Annotated in this window: 17 protein-coding genes; 11 read left to right on the top strand and 6 right to left on the bottom strand. The window is 72.9% G+C overall.

Features of this window, described 5'->3' with window-relative positions; genetic code table 11:
• Positions 1-134: 134 nt before the first annotated feature.
• The 4 genes from RB608_RS05365 to RB608_RS05350 are packed head-to-tail and all read left to right on the top strand — an operon-like array spanning position 135 to position 4,198.
• Positions 135-1,304, top strand: coding sequence for a pyridoxal phosphate-dependent aminotransferase (locus tag RB608_RS05365; protein ID WP_308086781.1), 1,170 nt, complete (start codon positions 135-137; stop codon positions 1,302-1,304).
• A gap of 58 nt (positions 1,305-1,362) precedes the next feature.
• The gene (locus tag RB608_RS05360; RefSeq protein ID WP_308086780.1) at positions 1,363-1,815 is read left to right on the top strand and encodes a putative T7SS-secreted protein; all 453 of its coding nucleotides are present in this window, start codon (positions 1,363-1,365) and stop codon (positions 1,813-1,815) included.
• Between the two features lie 8 nt (positions 1,816-1,823).
• Positions 1,824-2,771, top strand: a complete 948-nt coding sequence (locus tag RB608_RS05355) for a hypothetical protein (RefSeq protein WP_308086779.1) — start codon at positions 1,824-1,826, stop codon at positions 2,769-2,771.
• Entirely contained in the window at positions 2,768-4,198 is a 1,431-nt protein-coding gene (locus tag RB608_RS05350) for a hypothetical protein (RefSeq protein WP_308086778.1), read from the top strand. Before RB608_RS05355 ends, RB608_RS05350 begins: the two co-directional genes overlap by 4 nt.
• Positions 4,199-4,275: 77 nt before the next feature.
• Here the strand turns inward: RB608_RS05350 and RB608_RS05345 are convergent, their stop codons facing one another.
• Positions 4,276-4,824, bottom strand: a complete 549-nt coding sequence (locus tag RB608_RS05345; RefSeq protein WP_308086777.1) for a hypothetical protein — start codon at positions 4,822-4,824, stop codon at positions 4,276-4,278.
• A 212-nt stretch (positions 4,825-5,036) separates the two neighbouring features.
• Between RB608_RS05345 and RB608_RS05340 the strand changes: the two genes are divergently transcribed.
• From RB608_RS05340 to RB608_RS05325, 4 genes are read left to right on the top strand one after another with little or no spacing between them, the layout of a single operon-like run.
• On the top strand, positions 5,037-6,041 hold the full coding sequence (locus RB608_RS05340; protein ID WP_308086776.1) for a diiron oxygenase: 1,005 nt from the start codon (positions 5,037-5,039) through the stop codon (positions 6,039-6,041).
• A 22-nt stretch (positions 6,042-6,063) separates the two neighbouring features.
• Entirely contained in the window at positions 6,064-7,764 is a 1,701-nt protein-coding gene (locus RB608_RS05335; protein ID WP_308086775.1) for an FAD-dependent oxidoreductase, read from the top strand.
• Positions 7,765-7,784: 20 nt separating this feature from the next.
• Positions 7,785-8,495 (top strand): TetR/AcrR family transcriptional regulator, encoded by a 711-nt coding sequence (locus RB608_RS05330; RefSeq protein WP_308086774.1) that lies wholly within the window; start codon positions 7,785-7,787, stop codon positions 8,493-8,495.
• Positions 8,496-9,962, top strand: a complete 1,467-nt coding sequence (locus RB608_RS05325; RefSeq protein WP_308086773.1) for an NAD(P)/FAD-dependent oxidoreductase — start codon at positions 8,496-8,498, stop codon at positions 9,960-9,962.
• 88 nt (positions 9,963-10,050) lie between these two features.
• On the opposite strand, the gene RB608_RS05320 is transcribed toward RB608_RS05325, so the two are convergent.
• Complete coding sequence (locus RB608_RS05320; protein WP_308086772.1) at positions 10,051-10,575, bottom strand: TetR/AcrR family transcriptional regulator; 525 nt, start codon at positions 10,573-10,575, stop codon at positions 10,051-10,053.
• A 75-nt stretch (positions 10,576-10,650) separates the two neighbouring features.
• On the opposite strand from RB608_RS05320, the gene RB608_RS05315 reads away from it, so the two are divergent.
• The gene (locus RB608_RS05315) at positions 10,651-11,238 is read left to right on the top strand and encodes a lysophospholipid acyltransferase family protein (protein WP_308086771.1); all 588 of its coding nucleotides are present in this window, start codon (positions 10,651-10,653) and stop codon (positions 11,236-11,238) included.
• Between the two features lie 140 nt (positions 11,239-11,378).
• The gene (locus RB608_RS05310; protein ID WP_308086770.1) at positions 11,379-13,793 is read left to right on the top strand and encodes an ATP-binding protein; all 2,415 of its coding nucleotides are present in this window, start codon (positions 11,379-11,381) and stop codon (positions 13,791-13,793) included.
• On the opposite strand, the gene RB608_RS05305 is transcribed toward RB608_RS05310, so the two are convergent.
• Positions 13,762-15,183: a VWA domain-containing protein gene (locus RB608_RS05305; protein WP_308086769.1), complete on the bottom strand. Its 1,422-nt coding sequence runs from the start codon at positions 15,181-15,183 to the stop codon at positions 13,762-13,764. The two genes, RB608_RS05310 and RB608_RS05305, sit on opposite strands and share 32 nt — an antisense overlap.
• A 7-nt stretch (positions 15,184-15,190) precedes the next feature.
• Positions 15,191-16,084, bottom strand: a complete 894-nt coding sequence (locus RB608_RS05300) for a MoxR family ATPase (RefSeq protein WP_308086768.1) — start codon at positions 16,082-16,084, stop codon at positions 15,191-15,193.
• Positions 16,085-16,206: 122 nt separating this feature from the next.
• Here RB608_RS05300 and RB608_RS05295 point away from each other — a divergent pair, with 122 nt between their 5' ends.
• Positions 16,207-16,587 (top strand): hypothetical protein, encoded by a 381-nt coding sequence (locus tag RB608_RS05295; protein ID WP_308086767.1) that lies wholly within the window; start codon positions 16,207-16,209, stop codon positions 16,585-16,587.
• A 24-nt stretch (positions 16,588-16,611) separates the two neighbouring features.
• Here the strand turns inward: RB608_RS05295 and RB608_RS05290 are convergent, their stop codons facing one another.
• Both RB608_RS05290 and RB608_RS05285 read right to left on the bottom strand, forming a co-directional pair.
• Positions 16,612-17,823, bottom strand: a complete 1,212-nt coding sequence (locus RB608_RS05290; RefSeq protein ID WP_308086766.1) for a HipA domain-containing protein — start codon at positions 17,821-17,823, stop codon at positions 16,612-16,614.
• A complete protein-coding gene (locus RB608_RS05285) occupies positions 17,820-18,119 on the bottom strand; it encodes a helix-turn-helix domain-containing protein (protein ID WP_308086765.1) in 300 nt (99 codons plus the stop codon). Before RB608_RS05285 ends, RB608_RS05290 begins: the two co-directional genes overlap by 4 nt.
• Positions 18,120-18,121: the final 2 nt, after the last annotated feature.

Raw genomic sequence — 18,121 nt, 5'->3', positions numbered from 1 at the left:
TCTCGACACCTTGTCAACATCTGGACAGCTCGCCCGGGTGTCGTCGTACCGGACGTTCCGGCTGCGATTCGCCCCGGAGACGACTCGAATGTCCGGTACGACGCTCGCCCCGCGGCCTGGCTAGGGTCGACGGCGTGACCGATCGCCTGACCGCCGCCGCCCGGGCGAACGTCCCGCCCTTCCACGTGATGGACCTGCTGGCCGCGGCCGCCGAGCGGCAGCGCACCCACGGCGACCTGGTCAACCTGGTCGCGGGCCAGCCGAGCACGGGCGCGCCGGCGAGCGTCAACGCCGCGGCGATCCGGCTCCTGGGCGGTGGCGACCCGCTCGGCTACACGACCGCGACCGGCATCGTCGAGCTGCGCACGGCGATCGCGAGCCACTACCGCCGCACGTACGACCTCGCTGTCGAGCCCGACGACGTCGTCGTCACGACCGGGTCGAGCGGGGGCTTCCTGCTGGCGTTCCTGGCGGCCTTCGACGCGGGCGCGCGGGTGGCGATCGCCCGGCCCGGATATCCCTGCTACCGCAACGTGCTGGCCGCGCTGGGCTGCGCGGTCGTCGAGATCCCGACAGGCCCCGAGACCCGGTTCCAGCCCACGGTCGAGCAACTCGCCGAGGCGCATGCGCGCACACCGCTCGACGGCCTCGTCGTGGCGAGCCCCGCCAACCCGACCGGCACCATGCTGCTGCCCGAGGAGCTCGCCGCGATCGCGCGCTGGTGCGCCGACCACGGGGTGCAGCTGGTCTCCGACGAGATCTACCACGGCATCCAGTACGCCGGCTCCCGCGCCGCCTGCGCCTGGGAGACCTCGCGCGAGGCGGTCGTGTTCGGCTCGTTCTCGAAGTACTTCTCGATGACCGGCTGGCGGCTGGGCTGGATGCTCGCCCCCGAGCGGTTGCGCCGGCCGGTCGACGTGCTGACCGGGAACTTCTCGATCTGCCCGCCCGTGCTCGCCCAGCACGCGGCGCTCGGCGCGTTCGAGGACGCGGCGTACGCCGAGCTCGACGGCCACGTGCGGCGCTACGCCCGCAACCGGAGCCTGCTGCTCGACGGGCTCCAGCGCCTCGGCTTCACCCGGCTGGCGCCGGCGGACGGCGCGTTCTACGCGTACGCCGACGTCGGGCACCTCACCACCGACTCGATGGCCTACTGCCGCGACCTGCTCGCCCGCACCGGCGTCGCGGTCGCGACCGGGATCGACTTCGACACCGTCGACGGCGGCCGGTTCCTGCGGTTCAGCTTCGCCGGGACGGCCGAGGACATCACGGCCGCGCTCGACCGTCTCGACGGCAGCCTGTAGGAAGGGGGCTGCGAGCTCGGGGGTTTGACCGGGCCGGGTTAGGGGAAGGGCGCGTCTCATGTACGGCGACAGCGAGGTCATCCGGCGTCGCGCCGGCCAGCTGCGGGATCAGGGCGCCGACGTGCGCTCCCTGGCCGACCAGCTGGTCGCCCGGGTCGAGGGCCTGGGCTGGACGGGACGGGCCGCCGAGGCGATGCGCGAGCGCGTGACCGACCGCGCCAGCCACCTCCGGATGGCCGCCGATCGCCATACCGACGCCGCGGACGCCCTGGCCGACCACGCCGAGAGCGTCGACGCCGTGCGCGAGGAGATCGCCGCCACTGAGGCCCGGGTCACCGCCCTGGTCGCCGACGCCCGCGCCCGGATCGCCGCGATCGCCGCCCGCAACGAGACCGGCGACGGCCCCCGGATCTCGCCCGACCCGCTCGACGAGGTGCTCGTCGCGTTCACGCCTCCGCCCACCGGCCACCGCGACTGGCTCGCCGTCGACATCCCGGGCCTGGAGCGCTGAGCCCCGGCATGCCCACGATCGACCTGACCGGCCTGGCTCCCGTCCCGGCCGTGGCCCGACCCGGCGCCGACGGCGGGGCGCTCGCCGCCGCGCCCCGCCGGATCGGGCTCAACCTCGCCGAGCTCCAGCACGCCGCACGGCTGGCCGGCGACGCGCCGCTGCCCTTCGAGATCGCCGACGCGCAGGCGACCGACGCCATGCAGGCCCGGCTCGGACAGAGTCCTGCGGCCCTCGACGACGAGTCCTTCCGCAGGGCCGTGGACGCTCTCCACGACCCGGCCGAGTCACTCGAGCGCCGGGGCCTGCTCGCCGACGGCGTCCTCGATCCCGGCCTGGCCGGGGCGATCGGCCTGCTGGCCGCGCCACGCCTCGCCCTGGACATCGACATCACCATGGCCGGCGTGCAGGCGAAGGTGTGGCACCGCCAGGAGGGTGGTGCCGTGGCCTCCCTCGCGACCGTCGACGGGATCGTGTTCGAGCTCGGCTGGTTCGCGACGGACGCCTGGTCGGGCGAGCTGGCCCGCGTCGCCGCGGTGTCCGAGGAGGTCGAGCTCGGGGAGTCGACCGTGCCGTCGTACGTCGACCTGCCGTTCGAGCTGGCCGACGCCGCCGCCGAGGCGAGCGGGTCGGGACGCGGCGACCTGCTGCCCGTGCTCGTGGCGCGCCACGGCGGATCGGTGCGCACCCGCAGCGGCCCGCTCTCCGACGAGGCGGCCGTGGGCGTGCTGACGGCGCTCGCGGGCGAGGCGCAGGGCCGGTTGCGGGCGCTGGTCGCCGACGTGTCCGGCGCCGAGGTCGACACGGTGGGCGTCGTCTCCTGGACCCTGCTCGCCAACGGCTGGCGCGCGCTGCGCCCGCACCATGAGGAGGGCGTGCTCCGGCTCGAGGTCCGGGCCATGGCGCCGGAGGACCTCTCCCTGCTCGTCGCGCCGGCCCTCGGGGAGGCGATCCGATGACCGACGCCCACGAGACCGAGCTCGGCCGCATGGCCGGCAGCGTGGCGGACGGCGGCGAAGCCGCGTCGCGCGACGCCCGCGGTCCGAGCGGAGCGAGCGACCGTGCGGCGAGCTCGATCTCCGACACGCTCGGCCCAGACGGGCCGTACGACCAGATGCTGCGCCTGGCCGACCTGTTCGACGACGCGGGCGCCCAGATGCGGGAGTGGTCGCAGCTCGGCGCCGACGTGCTGGTCGACCCGGAGGTCGTCGACGCGGCGCCGCTCTCCCCGACCACCTGGGCGATCGCGGAGGAGGAGGTGCGCGCCGCGACCTCCGGCAAGGGCAGCCTGCTCAGCCGGTCCATCGAGCTCGACGCCGACGCGCTGGTGCTGCGGGCGACGGTGATGACCTACCGCTGGATCGACGAGCTCCAGGCGGCGGCGTACCAGACGCTCGGCTCGATCGCCGGCAGGGCGATCGGCTATCTCGCGCCCGAGGTCAATCTCGGCGGGGCCATCGTCGCCGCCGGCCTGATCGAGACCGATGCCCTCGACCGCGACGGCGTCGCGGCCTACCTCGGCGAGCTGGCCGAGGCCAACCCCGAGCTGATGGAGCACGTCACCACCGGCGGCGGCGTCCTCGACAGCCTGCAGATGCGCGGCCTGCTCACCGTCGGCGTGCTCGCCGGCGGCGCCGGGCGCTCCGCCCGGGCCGGCGGCCTGCGGGCGGCCGGGATCGCCCCCCTGGCCGACGACTGGGGCGCCGCCCTGCGCGACGTCGCGGTCGGGATCGCGGAGCCGACGCCGTCGACCGCCGCGGTGGACGACCCGGCGGAGGCGCCGGTCGGCCTCGGCGACCTGATGACCCTGCTCGACGGCAGCGCCGACGGCGACCCGGTCCGGATCCTCCGGGTCGCGCCCGGCCGGCTCCTGGCCTTCCTGTCCGGAGCACCCGCGCCCGCCCCCGTCCCGGGGCGGCTGCGCCTGGTGTCCGGCGACCTGTCCAGCGAGGCGGCCGCCGTGGTCAGCGCCCTTTCCGCCGCGGCGGGGCGGACCGAGCCCGGGGACGCGCCGGTGCGGGTGATGCTGGTCGGCCGTGGCAGCGGCGGCTCGGTCGCCCTCGAGGTGGCGACCCGCACCGAGCTGCCCGGCTTCGCGGTCGACCAGGTCGTCACGGCCGAGGCGCCCTCGACCCAGCTGGCCCGGCTTCCCGACGACGTGCGGCTGCTCTCGCTCGAGGACCGCAACGACCCGGTCGCCCTCCTGGGCTCACTCATCAACGCCGGCGCCGCCAACCGCGTCACCGTCGTGTACGACGCCGCGTCGGACCCCGACGTCCCCGCTCTCGTCGCGGGCGGGCGGGCGGCGGACCGCGCCGACCACCCGGACCTGGTCGCGGCGGTGGCCCGCTGGCGCGAGCAGGGCTACCTGCGTCCCGGAGCCTGACGCCCGCGGTCGCGGGTTCACCTACCCAATTCGTCGTCGCGGGGCCGGTCGGACGACAAATCCGGTAGGTGAACCGTTCAGATGCTGAAGTCCCCGGGCAGCTTGCCGGAGGTCCGGGCGTAGCGGACCGTCCACTCCTCGCCGTCGGGAGGCCGGTGCGCGATCGTCGCCCGGCGCTCGTCGGCCCGGCCCCTGCGCAGCGCGGCCATCGCCGCCTCGCAGCCGGCCCCGGCGTCGACGACGCGGGCGTACAGGTTGACCACCAGCCTCCCGTCACCGCCGCGCCTGCCGCGGTCGTAGCCGTCGACGTAGCCGAGTCCGCGCTCGTCGAGCACCGCCGCCAGCCACTCGCTGGCGTGGTCGATCAGGCGCTCGTCGGAGCGCTTGTCGCGGGTGGGGTACTGCACGACGATCCAAGCCCGGAACTCGTCGTCGACCTCCGCGAACCCGTCGGCGAGATAGGGAGCCGCGAGCTCCGCGGCGCTCGACGCGTCGGCGGCGAGACCGAGCTCGGTGATCCGGCCGGTCCGGCCGAGGACCCCCTCCCGGCGGACCCACTCCCCGGTCCCCTCGCTCACCCAGATCTGGACGAACCGGCTCGGTTCCCCGTCGTCGACCAGCTGCACCGCTCGCCACCCTCCCGCTCCCGCGTGGACCAGGAGCCGGACGATACCGCCGCGTCTCGGGCGATCCCCGTCACACCCCGGCGGTCGAGCCTCGGTCATGCGGACGTCTTCGCCCGATTCACTTGACAAAACCGGGGTCAATGTATGCAACATGTTGTTGCGCTAACAGCATGTACGCTCCCGCTTTCGCCGAAGAGAACGGATCGACGACCATGACCGCGACCGCCGACGCCCCGATCGACACCCCTGCTCCGAGCGACCTGGCCGGCCTGAGCTACCAGGACACGCTGCGGGTGCTCTCCGAGGCGTCGGTCCACCAGCACTTCGACGCCTTCCTCGACATCGCCTGGGACAGCCCGGAGTTCGAGGTCGTCCCGGACGACCCGCGCTGGATCCTGCCCGCGATCGACTCCCTCGGCGGCACGGAGTGGTACCAGTCGCTGCCCCGGGAGCGGCAGATCGAGATCGGCATGTACCGGATGGCCAACATCATGAAGGTCGGCCTCCAGTTCGAGCAGCTGCTCATCTCCGGTGTGATGAACCACCTGATCGGCATGCCCAACGGCCAGGCGGAGTTCCGCTACTCCACGCACGAGGTGACCGAGGAGTGCCACCACACCCAGATGTTCCAGGAGGGCGTGAACCGGATCGGCATGGACGTCCAGGGCGGCCCCGGCTGGTTCGTGAAGGTCGCCCCGCTGCTGGCGCTGGCCGGGCGCGGCCTGCCGAACATCTTCTTCATGGGCATCCTCGCCGGCGAGGAGCCGATCGACTACCTGCAGAAGTCGGTGCTGCGCTCGGGCCACGAGATGCACCCGATGGTCACCCGGGTCATGCAGATCCACGTGGCCGAGGAGGCGCGCCACATCGGCTTCGCCCACTCCTACCTGGTGGAGCGCTCGAAGGACTACGGCGCCCTCCAGCGGTTCGGCCTGTCGCTGGCCTACCCCGTGATCATGCGCGTCCTGTGCGACGTGATCATGAAGCCGACGCCGAAGATGCGGAAGGACCTCGGCATCCCCAAGAGCGTCATGCGCGAGGTCTACTGGAAGTCCGAGAAGTCCGAGAAGCTCCTGCGCGACACCTTCGGCGACGTCCGGATGCTCGCCGACGAGCTCGGCCTGATGAACCGGGTCTCGCGCCGCGTGTGGCGCGTCCTCGGCATCGACGGCCGCCCCTCGCGCTTCCGCAGCGAGCCCAAGTCCGCCGCGGTCTGAGCCGGACGCCCGAGCCCGCGCCATGGCCTATGTCGTCACGCAGTCGTGCTGCGCCGACGCCTCGTGCGTCGTCGCCTGCCCGGTCAACTGCATCCACCCCGCGCCCGGTGAGCCGGGCTTCGGCACCACCGAGATGGTGTACGTCGACGCGGCGGCCTGCGTCGGCTGCGGAGCCTGCGCCACGGCCTGTCCGGTCGGCGCCATGGTGCCGGACGCGGCGCTGACGACCAAGCAGCTGCCCTTCGTCGACCTCAACGCGTCCTACTACGACGCCTTCCCGCACGCCGACCGGACCCCGGTCGCGCTGGTGCCCCAGCAGCGGCGGCTCACCCGCCCCGGGCCGTTCCGGGTCGCGGTGGTCGGCGCCGGTCCGGCCGGGCTCTACACGGCCGACGAGCTGCTCAAGCACCCCGAGATCGACGGAGTCGACGTCTACGACCGGCTGCGCACGCCGTACGGCCTGGTCCGGCACGGCGTCGCGCCCGACCACGCCTCGACCAAGCTGGTCACCCGGCTGTTCGAGGCGATCGAGCGGCAGCCCCGGTTCCGCTACTTCCTCGACGTCGAGGTCGCCGCCGATCGCGCCGACGGCGTGACGCTCGCCGATCTGCGTGCCCACTACGACGCGGTCGTCTACGCCGTCGGCGCCTCGGCCGACCGCGGCCTCGGCATCCCCGGCGAGGACCTGATCGGCTCGATCCCCGCGACCGCGCTCGTCGGCTGGTACAACGGCCATCCCGACCAGCAGGAGCTCCAGGTCCCGCTGACGGCGGCGACCAACCCGTCGGGACGCGCTGTCGTCGTCGGCAACGGCAACGTCGCGCTCGACGTCGCCCGCATCCTGTCCCGCCCGCTCGACGTCCTCGAGCGCACCGACCTGGCCCCCGGCCCGCTGGAGCGGCTGCGGGCGAGCGGGGTCCGCGAGGTCGTCGTCCTGGGCCGGCGCGGTCCCGCCCAGGCGGCGTTCACGGTGCCGGAGCTGATCGGCCTCGCCGCGCTCGACGACGTCGACGTGATCGTCGACGCCGACCCCGCGCTGCTCGCCGGCACCGACCAGCGCAGCGTACTGCTCCGCGAGCTCGCCGAGCGGTCCGTCGACCCGACCTCCGCGAAGCGGCGGATCGTGCTCTCCTTCACGACCTCCCCCGTCGAGATCCTCGGCGTCGACGGCCGGGTCACCGGCGTCCGCGTCGCGCGCAACGAGCTCGTCGCGGACGCCGACGGCACGGTCCGCGCCGTCGCCACCGACGACATACGCACCGTCGAGACGAGCCTGGTCGTCCGCTCGGTCGGCCACCGCGGCACCCCGGTCGCCGGCCTGCCGTTCGACGAGCGGACCGCGACGGTGCCGAACCACCGGGGCCGCGTCGAGCCCGGGCTCTACGTCGTCGGCTGGATCAAGCGCGGCCCGGTCGGCTTCATCGGCACCAACAAGACCGACGCCCAGGAGTGCGTCGAGACGATCCTCGACGACCTCGACACCGGCCTTCCCGCGCCGACCGGGTCGGCGGCCGCCGTCGCCGCCCTGGTCGCCGCCCGGCACCCCCGGTCCGCCGACCTCGCCGCGTGGCAGCGGCTCGACGCCGCCGAGCGCGAGCGCGGGGCCCGCGCCGGCCGGCCCCGCGCCAAGATCACCGACGTCGACGAGCAGCGCTCGGTCTCCGCCGGGCCGGTCGCGACCCGCCGCCGCGGGCTACTTCGTCGTACGGTGTCGGCATCGTGACGGTGCGAGGAGGTGTCGCCGTGGGGACGGCCAAACGAGACCAGACCGACGGTCGCAAACGGCGCTGGCAGCAGCACAACGCCGACCGCCGGCAGTCCGTGATCGAGGCAGCGGTCACGGTGCTCGCCCGCGACCTCGAGCCCGGCGCCGAGCTGAGCGTGCAGCAGATCGCCGACGAGGCGTCGGTCCACCGCACCGTCCTCTACCGCTACTTCGACGACCGCACCGACCTCGACGTCGCCATCCAGCAGGAGATCTGCAACCGGGCCGGCGAGCTGCTGCTCGCCGCGGTCACCCTGGAGGGCACCCCGCGCGACATCGTGCACCGGATCATCGGCGCGTACGTCGGCTGGGGCGCCGAGAACGTGGCCCTGATGAGGTTCGCCGAGCGTGACATCGCGGGCGCCACCACCAAGCCGCTCGACGCCGCGATCGGCCAGATCGCCGAGCAGATCGAGCTCGTCATCGGCGGCTTCCTCGCCGTCCTCGATGCCGACGTCGAGGAGGACGACCGCGACGCGCTGACGCCGTGGGTCTTCCTGCTCGTCGGCGGCGTGATCGCCGCCGTGCGCAACTGGAGCTCCCGCGAGGAGCTGCGTCCGCCGGCCCCACAGTTCACCCGGCTGCTCGCCGACGTGACCTGGCTGCAGATCGAAGGTCTCGCAGCCTCCCGCCGGATCGAGGTGCCCGACCTCCCCATCGAGCAGCTCCTCAACGTCAAGGAAGCCTGAATGAGCCAGACCACTGACGCGACCACGCACCTCGACGTGCTGATCATCGGCGCCGGGCTGTCCGGCATCGATGCGGCGTACCACGTGAGCCAGGCGTTCCCCGGCAAGTCCTACGCCGTCCTCGAGATGCGCGACTCCCTGGGCGGCACGTGGGACCTGTTCCGCTACCCGGGCATCCGCTCCGACTCCGACATGCACACCCTCGGCTTCGGCTGGAAGCCGTGGAAGGGCGCCAAGGCCATCGTCGACGGCCCCGACATCCTCGACTACCTCCGGGAGGCGGCGGCCGAGAACGGCATCGACCGCCACATCCGCTACCACCACAGGCTGGTGCACGCGGAGTTCTCCACCGAGGACGCACGCTGGACCGTGACGGTGGAGCGGACCGACACCGGGGAGACGATCGAGCTCACGTCGAGCTTCCTGTGGTCGACGTCGGGCTACTACCGCTACGACGAGGGCTTCACCCCCGACTTCGCGGGCGCCGAGGACTTCGAGGGCCGGATCGTCCACCCGCAGCTGTGGCCCGAGGACCTCGACTACCAGGGCAAGCGCGTCGTCGTCATCGGCTCGGGCGCCACCGCCGTGACGCTGATCCCCGCACTGGCCGACTCCGGCGCCGGGCACGTCACCATGCTGCAGCGGACGCCGACGTACATCATCAGCCAGCCGACGTACGACAAGGTGTCGGCGCAGATGTACAAGCGGCTGCCCGACAAGGTCGCGCAGACGCTCGTACGCACCCGCTACCTCACCAGCCGGATCGCGTTCTACGAGTTCTGCCAGGCCCGGCCGAAGGAGTCGCGTGCCCTGCTGCGCAAGCTGCTCGAGCGCCAGCTCCCGAAGGACGTCAGCTTCGACGAGCACTTCAAGCCGCCGTACGACCCCTGGGACCAGCGGCTGTGCGCCGTCCCCGGCGGCGACCTGTTCAAGGCGCTGCGCCACCACACGGTCGACATCGTCACCGACCACATCGAACGGTTCACTCCGAAGGGCATCCTGCTGACGTCGGGCAAGGAGCTCGAGGCCGACATCATCGTCACCGCCACCGGTCTCAACCTGCAGATCTTCGGCGGCGCCACCCTCGGCATCGACGGCACCAAGATCACCCCCGCCGAGACCATGGCTTACAAGGGCCTGATGCTCAGCGACATCCCGAACTTCGCGTTCATCATCGGCTACACCAACGCCTCGTGGACCCTCAAGGCCGACCTCGTGTGCGAGTACGTCGTCAAGGTGCTGCGCCACATGGAGAGCACCGGCACCCGGATGGTGGTGCCCCGCCGCGACCCGGCGGTCGCCGAGGAGCCCTTCCTCGACTTCGAGGCGGGCTACGTCATGCGCTCCATCGACGCGCTGCCCAAGCAGGGGGCGACCTTCCCCTGGCGGCTGAAGATGAACTACTTCAAGGACGTGCTGGTCTTCCGCAAGCCGGTGGCCGACGACACCCTGGAGTTCACCGCCTGAACGGCGCTCGTCTCGTCGACCGCCTGCCCCAGGCAGGCTGGTCACGTACGCCGGAACCTCGCCGAGCGGTGGCCGAGCCCCACTCCGGTCAGGTCACCCACGCGAGCAGGACGTCCAACGCGGCGACCGGATCGACGCCGGTCGGCTCGGTGGCGCGCCGGCTGGTGAGCGCGGCCAGTCCGTGCACACCCGACCAGAGCGCGAGGCACTGCTCGGGCGAGGGGGACCGGCCCGTGGTGCGGGCCACGACGGCGCCGAGGTCGGCGAACCACCGACCGGTGATCTCGCGCAGGTCGCCGCCGGCGCCCTCGAGGAGGTCGTGCCGGGAGCACAGCGCGAAGAGCTCCGGGCGCTGTCGGCCGAAGTCGAGATAGGCCCGCGCGGCGCGGCGCAGGTCGTCGTCGGCCAGGGCCGGCGCGATCCGCGCGTCCAGCTCCTCCAGGCCGCGTCGGGCGATGGCGGCGAGCAGACCGTGGTAGGTCGGGAAGTAGCGGCGCGGGGCCCCGTGGGACACCCCGGCGGCGCTCGCTATCGAGCGCAGCGAGATGCCGGCCAGGCCGTGCTCCTCGAGTAGCTCGGTCCCGACGGTGACGAGGCGGTCGCGCGGATCCACGTAGACATTGTCTACGAGCATCGGGCAGACTGCCAGTAGACAATGTCTACGGGCCGTCGGCCGGGAGGAGCACACATGTGGTTCTGGGTGTTGAGACGGGTCCTCCTCGGGCCCGAGGTCCGCTGGTACACGCGCCCGCGGGTCACCGGCCTCGACCACCTCCCCGCGACCGGCCCGGTGATCGTGGCGGCCAACCACCGCGCCGAGGTCGACTCCTTCGTGCTCTCGCTGGTGCTGCCGCGGCAGCCGCGGTTCCTGGCGAAGGCGGAGTACTACGACGGCACCGGGCTGCGCGGCCGGGTGGACCGCTGGCTGTGCTCGGCGACCGGTCAGATCCCCGTGGACCGGGCCGGCGGGGACGCGGCGGCCGCCTCCCTGCGTGCGGCGGAGGGCCTTCTGCACGACGGCGGGGTGTGGGCGATCTATCCCGAGGGCACCCGCTCCCCCGACGGCCGGCTCCACCGCGGCCACACCGGGGTGGTCCGGGTCGCCCGGGCGGTGCCGGACGCCGTCGTGCTGCCGGTCGGCCTGCTCGGGACGGAGGCCGTCGATCCGCCCGTCCGGGCGACCCACGGAGCTGGCGCCGCGGGCGGGTCACGGTCGCGGTCGGCGCACCGGTCGACGTACGCGAGGGCGAGGTGCGGGAGGCGACCGACGCACTGATGGAGGCGATCGGCGAGCTGACCGGACAACGGCCGCTCGACAGGTACGCCGCGCGCCGCTGAGCCGGGTGCGGCGGCGGCACCCGATCATCCGGGGGATCTCGGCCGACCGGCCCCAACGCCTCTTGTGAGAATGGTCGCGTGCACTCCCCCGCGGACCTGACCGTCGGCTCCGCGTCACCGGTGGTGGTGCGCCGGGCCGGCTGGACCGTGCGTCGATCCCTCCGCGGCGCCGTGTCCCGGGGACTGGCCCTGTGGCAGCTGGTGATGGTCTGGGCGGTCCTGACCTCCACGACGACGCGATCACCGGCCCTCCTGGTCCTGCTGCACCTCGCCCTCGGCCTGTTCGCCCTCGCGGCCCGGCACCGGACACCGCGCGTCGTCGCTCTCCTGGTCGCGCTCTACGCGCTGCTGCTCCTCGACTACCGCGCGATCGCCGACGCCGGAGACGCCTTCGGCTTCGTGACCACGTGGACCTCCGTCCTCACCGCGGCCACGCCCTTTCTGGTCCTCTCCTTCCGGAAGGCCACCGCCACTGCCGCTCTGGCGCTGATCGGCCTCGTCCTGGGGGCACGGACGTTGTCGCTCGACGGCGGCTCGCTGGTCGTGGGCCTGGTGCTGGCACTCACCATCGCGGCCGCTGCCGCGCTGATGCGCGCCCAGCTGCTTCTCCTGGCCGCGCGCCTCGACACCGAAGGTGTCATCGAGGAGCAGGCGCTCCACGCCGCCGCCGTCGCGCAGGCGGTGGCGGCGGAGATCGCCGAGGACGCGCGCACGGTTCACGACACCGCCATCAACACGCTGGGTGCGCTGGCGTCTCCCCGGTCGTGGAAGTCCGACGGCCCGACGCTGCGCGCCCAGTGCCGCCGGGACGCGGCCACCGTCGAGTCGCGTCTTCTCCGTGACCGCGAGACGGTCGGCGACGACATCGGACAGCCGCTGGTCGACCACCCAGCCATCGCCGTCCGACGCACCGGCCTCAACGACCGGGAGTTCCGGCGCTACAGCGCCCTGCTCCCCCGCCCGACCGCTCTCGGGCTGCGGAGTGCCGTCGCGGAGCTGATCCGCAACGCCGAGAAGCACTCGGGCGCCGAGCGCGTCGTCGTCGATGTCCGCCTCTCCGGTTCAACTCTGGTGTGCAGCGTCGCCGACCGGGGCCGCGGATTCGACGGGCTGCTCGTACCAGGCCGCGGCCTGGCGGAGTCCGTCGTCGGGCGGGGTCGCGACGTCGGCTTCACCACCAGCATCGCCACCCGAGCAGGCGACGGCACGACCGTCACGCTGCGCTGCGCCCTCGACGGGCCCCTGCGCGGCGACGAGCCCACTGCCGTGGTCGAGCCGGGCGCCTCCCATGCCGTCCTGGGGCGAGCGGCCTCTCAGATCTGGATGGGGCTGGTGATCGGCGTCGGCCTGGTGATCACCGCGGTGACGCCCTCACCGCAGCGCTGGCCGATGGCGGCGATGGTCGGCTCGCTCATCGTGCTGGGGGGAGCGGAGTACGTCGCCACCCGGCGCACGAACCGGGCCCCGCGGTGGCTGACCTGCACCTACGCGGCTGCGATCCCGCCGCTCTTCACCTTCGGCGCCCTGGTCCCGGACGCCGCCACCACACCCGTCAGCTACTGGCAGGCGCTCAGCGTCACCCCGCTGCTGTCGATGCCGCTGGCGCGCCGTCGTCCACAGCGTCGAGCGCCGAGCGTGCTGCTGGCGTCCTCGGTGCTCCTGGCGAGCAGCGTGGCCGTGGCCGGCGGCGTGACCGTGGCCGGAGCGGGCACCGCCGCGCCGACCGCCGTGCCCGCGTGGGCCCTGGCCCAGCTCGGCCTCTTCGCGGGCATGGCCGAGCTCCACCGACTCTTCGGCACCATGACCGCGCAGTTGCACCAGGAGCAGCGCGAGGTCCGGCGACTTCGCCTGGCGACGGCCACCGTTCACGCCCGCACGACGGCCCGCCGTCGTTGGACGGCCGCGGAGCTCCACGCCTCGCTGGAGGTGCTGAAGCGGATCGGTGCCGGCATCGACGACCCCGACGACCCGGCCGTCCGCGAGCGGTGCGGGCGCGAGGAGCACTACCTACGACAGGTCGTCTCCCTCAGCGCGATGCAACCTCATCTGAACCCGTGGCTGGCGCGCGCCATGACCGACGCGCGATCGCGCTCCGTCACTCTCACGGTCAAGAGCGACGACACCGCCACCGTCGGTGAGCCGGCGGCGTCCGTGGTGGGGACTGCCGTTCTGCGGATCGTCGGCGGCGCTCCGTTCGGCGCCCGGCTCCAGGTCACCGTTCTCAACACACCGGGCGCCCTCCGGGCCTTCCTGGTGTCCGACGGATGGTCGCTCGCGCCCTGGGCGACGATGCCCCTGCCACCGGGGTGGCGGTCGTCCCACCGGGAGCTCGGCGCTCAGGAGGTGCTCGAGCTTCATCTCTCCGCATCCACGCAGAGTCCCGCGCCGGGTCGGCGCCGTCTCCGATTCAATCTGCGCCGGGTCGGCGCCATCTCAGATTCAGACTGCGCCGGGTCGGGGCTCACCAGGCGAGGTCGTGGACGAACTCGCTGAGCTGGGTGAGGTTGCGGCACTCGATCATCCGGACGATCTCGCCGTAGGTCGGCGCGGCGGAGTCGCCCGTGCCCCAGTTCCGCTCGTGCTCGGGGTTGAGCCAGAACGCCCGCTTGACCGAGCCGGTGAGCCTCTTCAGGGTGTCCTCGTGCAGGTCGCTGTAGTTGGAGCGGGCGTCGCCCAGGATGAGCAGCGTGGTCTTCGGCGTGAGGGCGTCGAGGTGCGCCTCCTCGAACTTCGTGAACGCCCGGCCGTAGTTGGTCCGCCCCCACAGCGCCGCGTGGCTGGCACTGGCCGAGAGATCGGCGAGCACGTCCACGGGATCCGCGCCGGGGCGGAAGTGCCCGGTGACCTCGTGGACGTGGTCGATGAACGTGAACGCCCGCATGCTCTGGAAGACCTCGCGCAGCGCGAACACGAAGAGCAGCGTGAACTGGGCGAAGTTCGCCACCGAGCCGCTGACGTCGCAGAGCACGACCAGGTCGGTGCGATGCGGGCGCTTGGGCCGATGGTGGGTGGTGACGGGGACACCGCCGGTGGCGATGGAGGCCCGGACGGTACGCCGGAAATCGAGCGGGGCCGTGCGCGCATGGCGGGAGTGCTGCTCCTTGGCGAGGCGGGTCGCGAGCCGGCGGGCGAGCGGGAAGATCTCCTTGCGCATCTCCTCGAGGTCGGTGCGCCGGGCCGCCATGAACGCCAGCTTGTCGATGCTGGGGCGGATCGCGACCTCGGCGACGTGGTCGGGTCCCTTCTCCTCCGCGATGCGGCGGCGGGCGTCCTCCTCGACCATCGCCGTGAAGGAGCCGATCCGACGGTTGGCCCGCCGGCGGGTGTCCTCCTCGTCGGCGCCCTCGCCCATCAGTCCCGCGACCAGCCGGTCGACCAGCTCCTGCGGAGCGACGCGCTGGAGCGCGGTGTAGGCGGACCACGACGACAGACCCGGCCCACGGCCGGGCATCGCGCCGAAGACCCCGACCATCTCGGCCGCCATCCGGCGTAGTTCCGCCTCGTCGATCTCCTGCGCCTCGAGGGCCTCGGCGAGGCGGTCGCGGAAGTCGACGAGCGCGGTCGCGTTGTCCCGGACCGCCCCCTCGCCCGCGTCGGGGCCGCCGGCCTCGTCGCCGCCGACGGCGGCGGCCCCGTCGCCCACCATCGCGGGGAAGTAGACGTCGAAGAGCGCATCGAAGGTCGTCCGCTGCGCCTGCTTCTTGACCAAGGTGGCCGCGAAGACATCACGCACCGTCGCCCGGTCGCCCCAAGGCACCGCGCCGAGCGCGGCCAGGGCGTCGATGTCCTCGGCCAGCGACACGGACAGTCCGGCGCCCCGCAACGCCTCGACGAACGCCAGGTGGCGGTCGAGGAGCCCGGACTGCTCGGCGTACTCGGTCACGACGGCCTCAAGCCCGGGCGAGCTTGAGCTCCTTGACCGCGCGCTCGTGGTCGGACTGGTGCTTGAGGACGGCGCCGAGGGTCTCGGCGATCGCCTTCGCGTCGAGGTCGCGGATCTCCAGTGCGATCAGGGTCCGCGCCCAGTCCACGGACTCCGCGATCGAGGGTGCCTTCTTCAGCTCCAGCTCCCGCAGCCGGGCCACGGTCGCCACCAGCTGCTCGGCGATCCGGCCGTCGAGGTCGGGCACCTGTTGCTGGAGGATCTGCCGCTCACGCGCGGCGTCCGGGTAGTCGATGTGCAGGTAGAGACAGCGCCGCTTGACCGCCTCGGACAGCTCGCGGCTGGCGTTGGACGTGAGGACTACGAACGGCCGGCGGGTCGCCGCGACGGTGCCGAGCTCGGGGATGGTCACCTGGAAGTCGCTGAGCACCTCGAGCAGCAGTCCCTCGACCTCGATGTCGGTCTTGTCCACCTCGTCGATGAGCAGCACGGTCGGCTCCTCGCGGCGGATCGCCGTCAACAGCGGCCGGGTCAGCAGGAACTCCTCGGAGAAGATGTCGTCGTGGGTCGCGTCCCAGTCGACGCCGCCCGCCGCCGTGCCACCGGCGTTGGTGGCCTGGATGCGGAGCAGCTGCTTCTTGTAGTTCCACTCGTACAGCGCCCGCGCCTCGTCGAGACCCTCGTAGCACTGCAGCCGGACCAGGTCGGCGCCCGTCGCGCGCGACACGGCCTTGGCCAGCTCGGTCTTGCCGACGCCGGCCGGCCCCTCCAGCAGCAGCGGCTTCTCTAGTGCGCCCGCGAGGTACGTGGTGGTCGCGGTGGCGGCGTCGGCCAGATAGCCGGCGGTCGCGAGCCGGGCGGCCGCGTCGGCCGGAGCGTCGAACCAGGTCATGGATGCCATCCTGCCGTGCGGGCGTGTCGGACGCGTCACGCGGTCGTGACCCGAGCGGCCCGCGGTCGTTGTGATCGACAGTGGGGAAAGGCCCGGCTCCGGGCGATCAGCAAGCTGGCAAGGGGGACGTCGTGAACGACTCCGTCGCGTCCCTGGGGTGGGTCCGGGTGGCGGTCCACGCTGTCCGCACGGCGATCACGGTCGCCGCGCTCACCCTGCTCGTCGGCTTCGGGGCGATCAGCCCGTCGGCGTCGCCACGGCCGGCCGGTCCGACGTCGCATCTCGACATGTCGTCGGGACCGCTCGACGCGATGATGCAGGCCAATCGCTGCTCGGTCACCGGCTTCGACCGCAGCGTGATCCCCCGCAAGGCGATCGTCCGCACGCCCGGCGGCACGACGAAGCTGGTCTCCTTCGACCGCGGCTGGGCGGTGTTCAGCGGCGAGGTCGCCGGCGAGCTGGTCGCGGTCTGCCTGGGGCCCGACGCCGCGCCGGCCGCCCGCCTCCCCTGACCTCGGTGTCCGGTCAGATTCCGCTCAGGGAGTGCGCAGCAAGCGCTGGCGGTGGGCGATGACGCGCTGCAGCTTGCGGGTGACATCTCGGTCGAAGGGAAGGGACGTGACGTCGTCGAGCCAGTCGTCCGCCGCGTCGGCCGTCTCCGCGACGGCACGCCGGGCGGCCCGCTCCGGCAGCCCGAGGGCCGCCCCCAGCGCCCGGAACCGGGCACCGGTGAGGTTGCCGTCCCGTGCGCCGTCCACCGACAACGCGAGGGTCGCGTCGCCGTAGGGCTGCGACGACGGCAGGTCGTACGCCGGCGCCGGCGCATAGCGACCCCGGGTGTCGGCGAGCACCGAGAAGTTCTTCGCGTGCGCATCGCCGTTGGCGGTGAGGTAGGCGAAGGTGGCCTGCCGCAGCAGCTCGAGTGCCGCCGGGCGGGGGGCGGCGCACACCGCCGCCAGCGCGCCGAGCGTCTCCTCCAGGCTGCCGAGATACTTCGCTGCGGGATAGCGTCCCCGCACCTGACAGCCGTCCTCGACCGCGAAGGCGCGCAGCCCGTCGCGGTCTGTCTTGCGGTCGAACCGCTCGACCACCAACCCGGCCTGACCCTCGGCATCGCTCCGAAGCTCGCCGGAGACGGTAGCGATCCGGGAGCGCGCGGAGCAGCCCAGGAAGAAGGCCTCGTTCTCCACCAGTCGGGGGTACTCCGGCGGATTCAACTTGAGGATCCATGACGCTCCTTCCGCCGTGACAGGCACGTTGATCATGGCGAGGGACACCTTGTCCTGCACGCCGGCGAGCGCGGTGTGGTCCACCGCGACGTCGACCGAGGCGCGTACGTCGGCGAACCGGAGGTCAGCGAAGGAGGCGACCTGCAGATGGGCCCCGACCCGCTCGGGCGGCGTACCCTCGGGCACGACCTGGACATCGCCGACCGGATCGCTGCCGACTTCCACCAGGAGCGAGAGGTCGTCATCGACCGAGGTCTTCACCGCGCGGCGCAGCGCCGACAGCCGCCGCCCCTCGGGGAGCAACCCGGCGAAGAAGGCAGGCACGGCACCACCGACGGTCTCCACCGGCGCGGGCACGACAGGCAGCGTGGTCGCGATGGCCGGCCCTGCGTTGCGGAGCCAGTCGGCGGTGTAGGCGAAGATGACCCGGTCCGGAGTCCTGGTGAGGTGGGCCGCGAGGACGCCCCCCTTGTAGACATCGGCACGCAGGACATCCTTGGATGCGGGACGGTCGCTCACGGCACCGGCCCGAGGAGGTGCTGAGCGGCCGGCGGGACGCTGATCCCGCTCACCCCCTCGACCACGCCGAGGCCGAGCCCCAGGACGTCGAGGACGGCGAGGACCTTGTCGAGCTGGACAGTCGCCTTGCCCCTCTCGAGATCGTGCACGAACCGCGGCGAGCAACCCGACAGGTCGGCCAGCTCGTCCTGGCGCAGGGCGAGTTCCTCGCGACGGGCGAAGACCACGGCGGCGAGCGCGCCGCGCTGATCCGCGCGTACACGCAGATCAGCGCGGGATCTCCGTTCCTTGGACATGA

The organism is Nocardioides sp. LHD-245 (assembly GCF_030929495.1).
Taxonomy (GTDB): Bacteria; Actinomycetota; Actinomycetes; order Propionibacteriales; family Nocardioidaceae; genus Nocardioides.
Note: the sequence above shows the minus strand (reverse complement) of the source record. Positions and strands in the feature narration are given on the sequence as shown.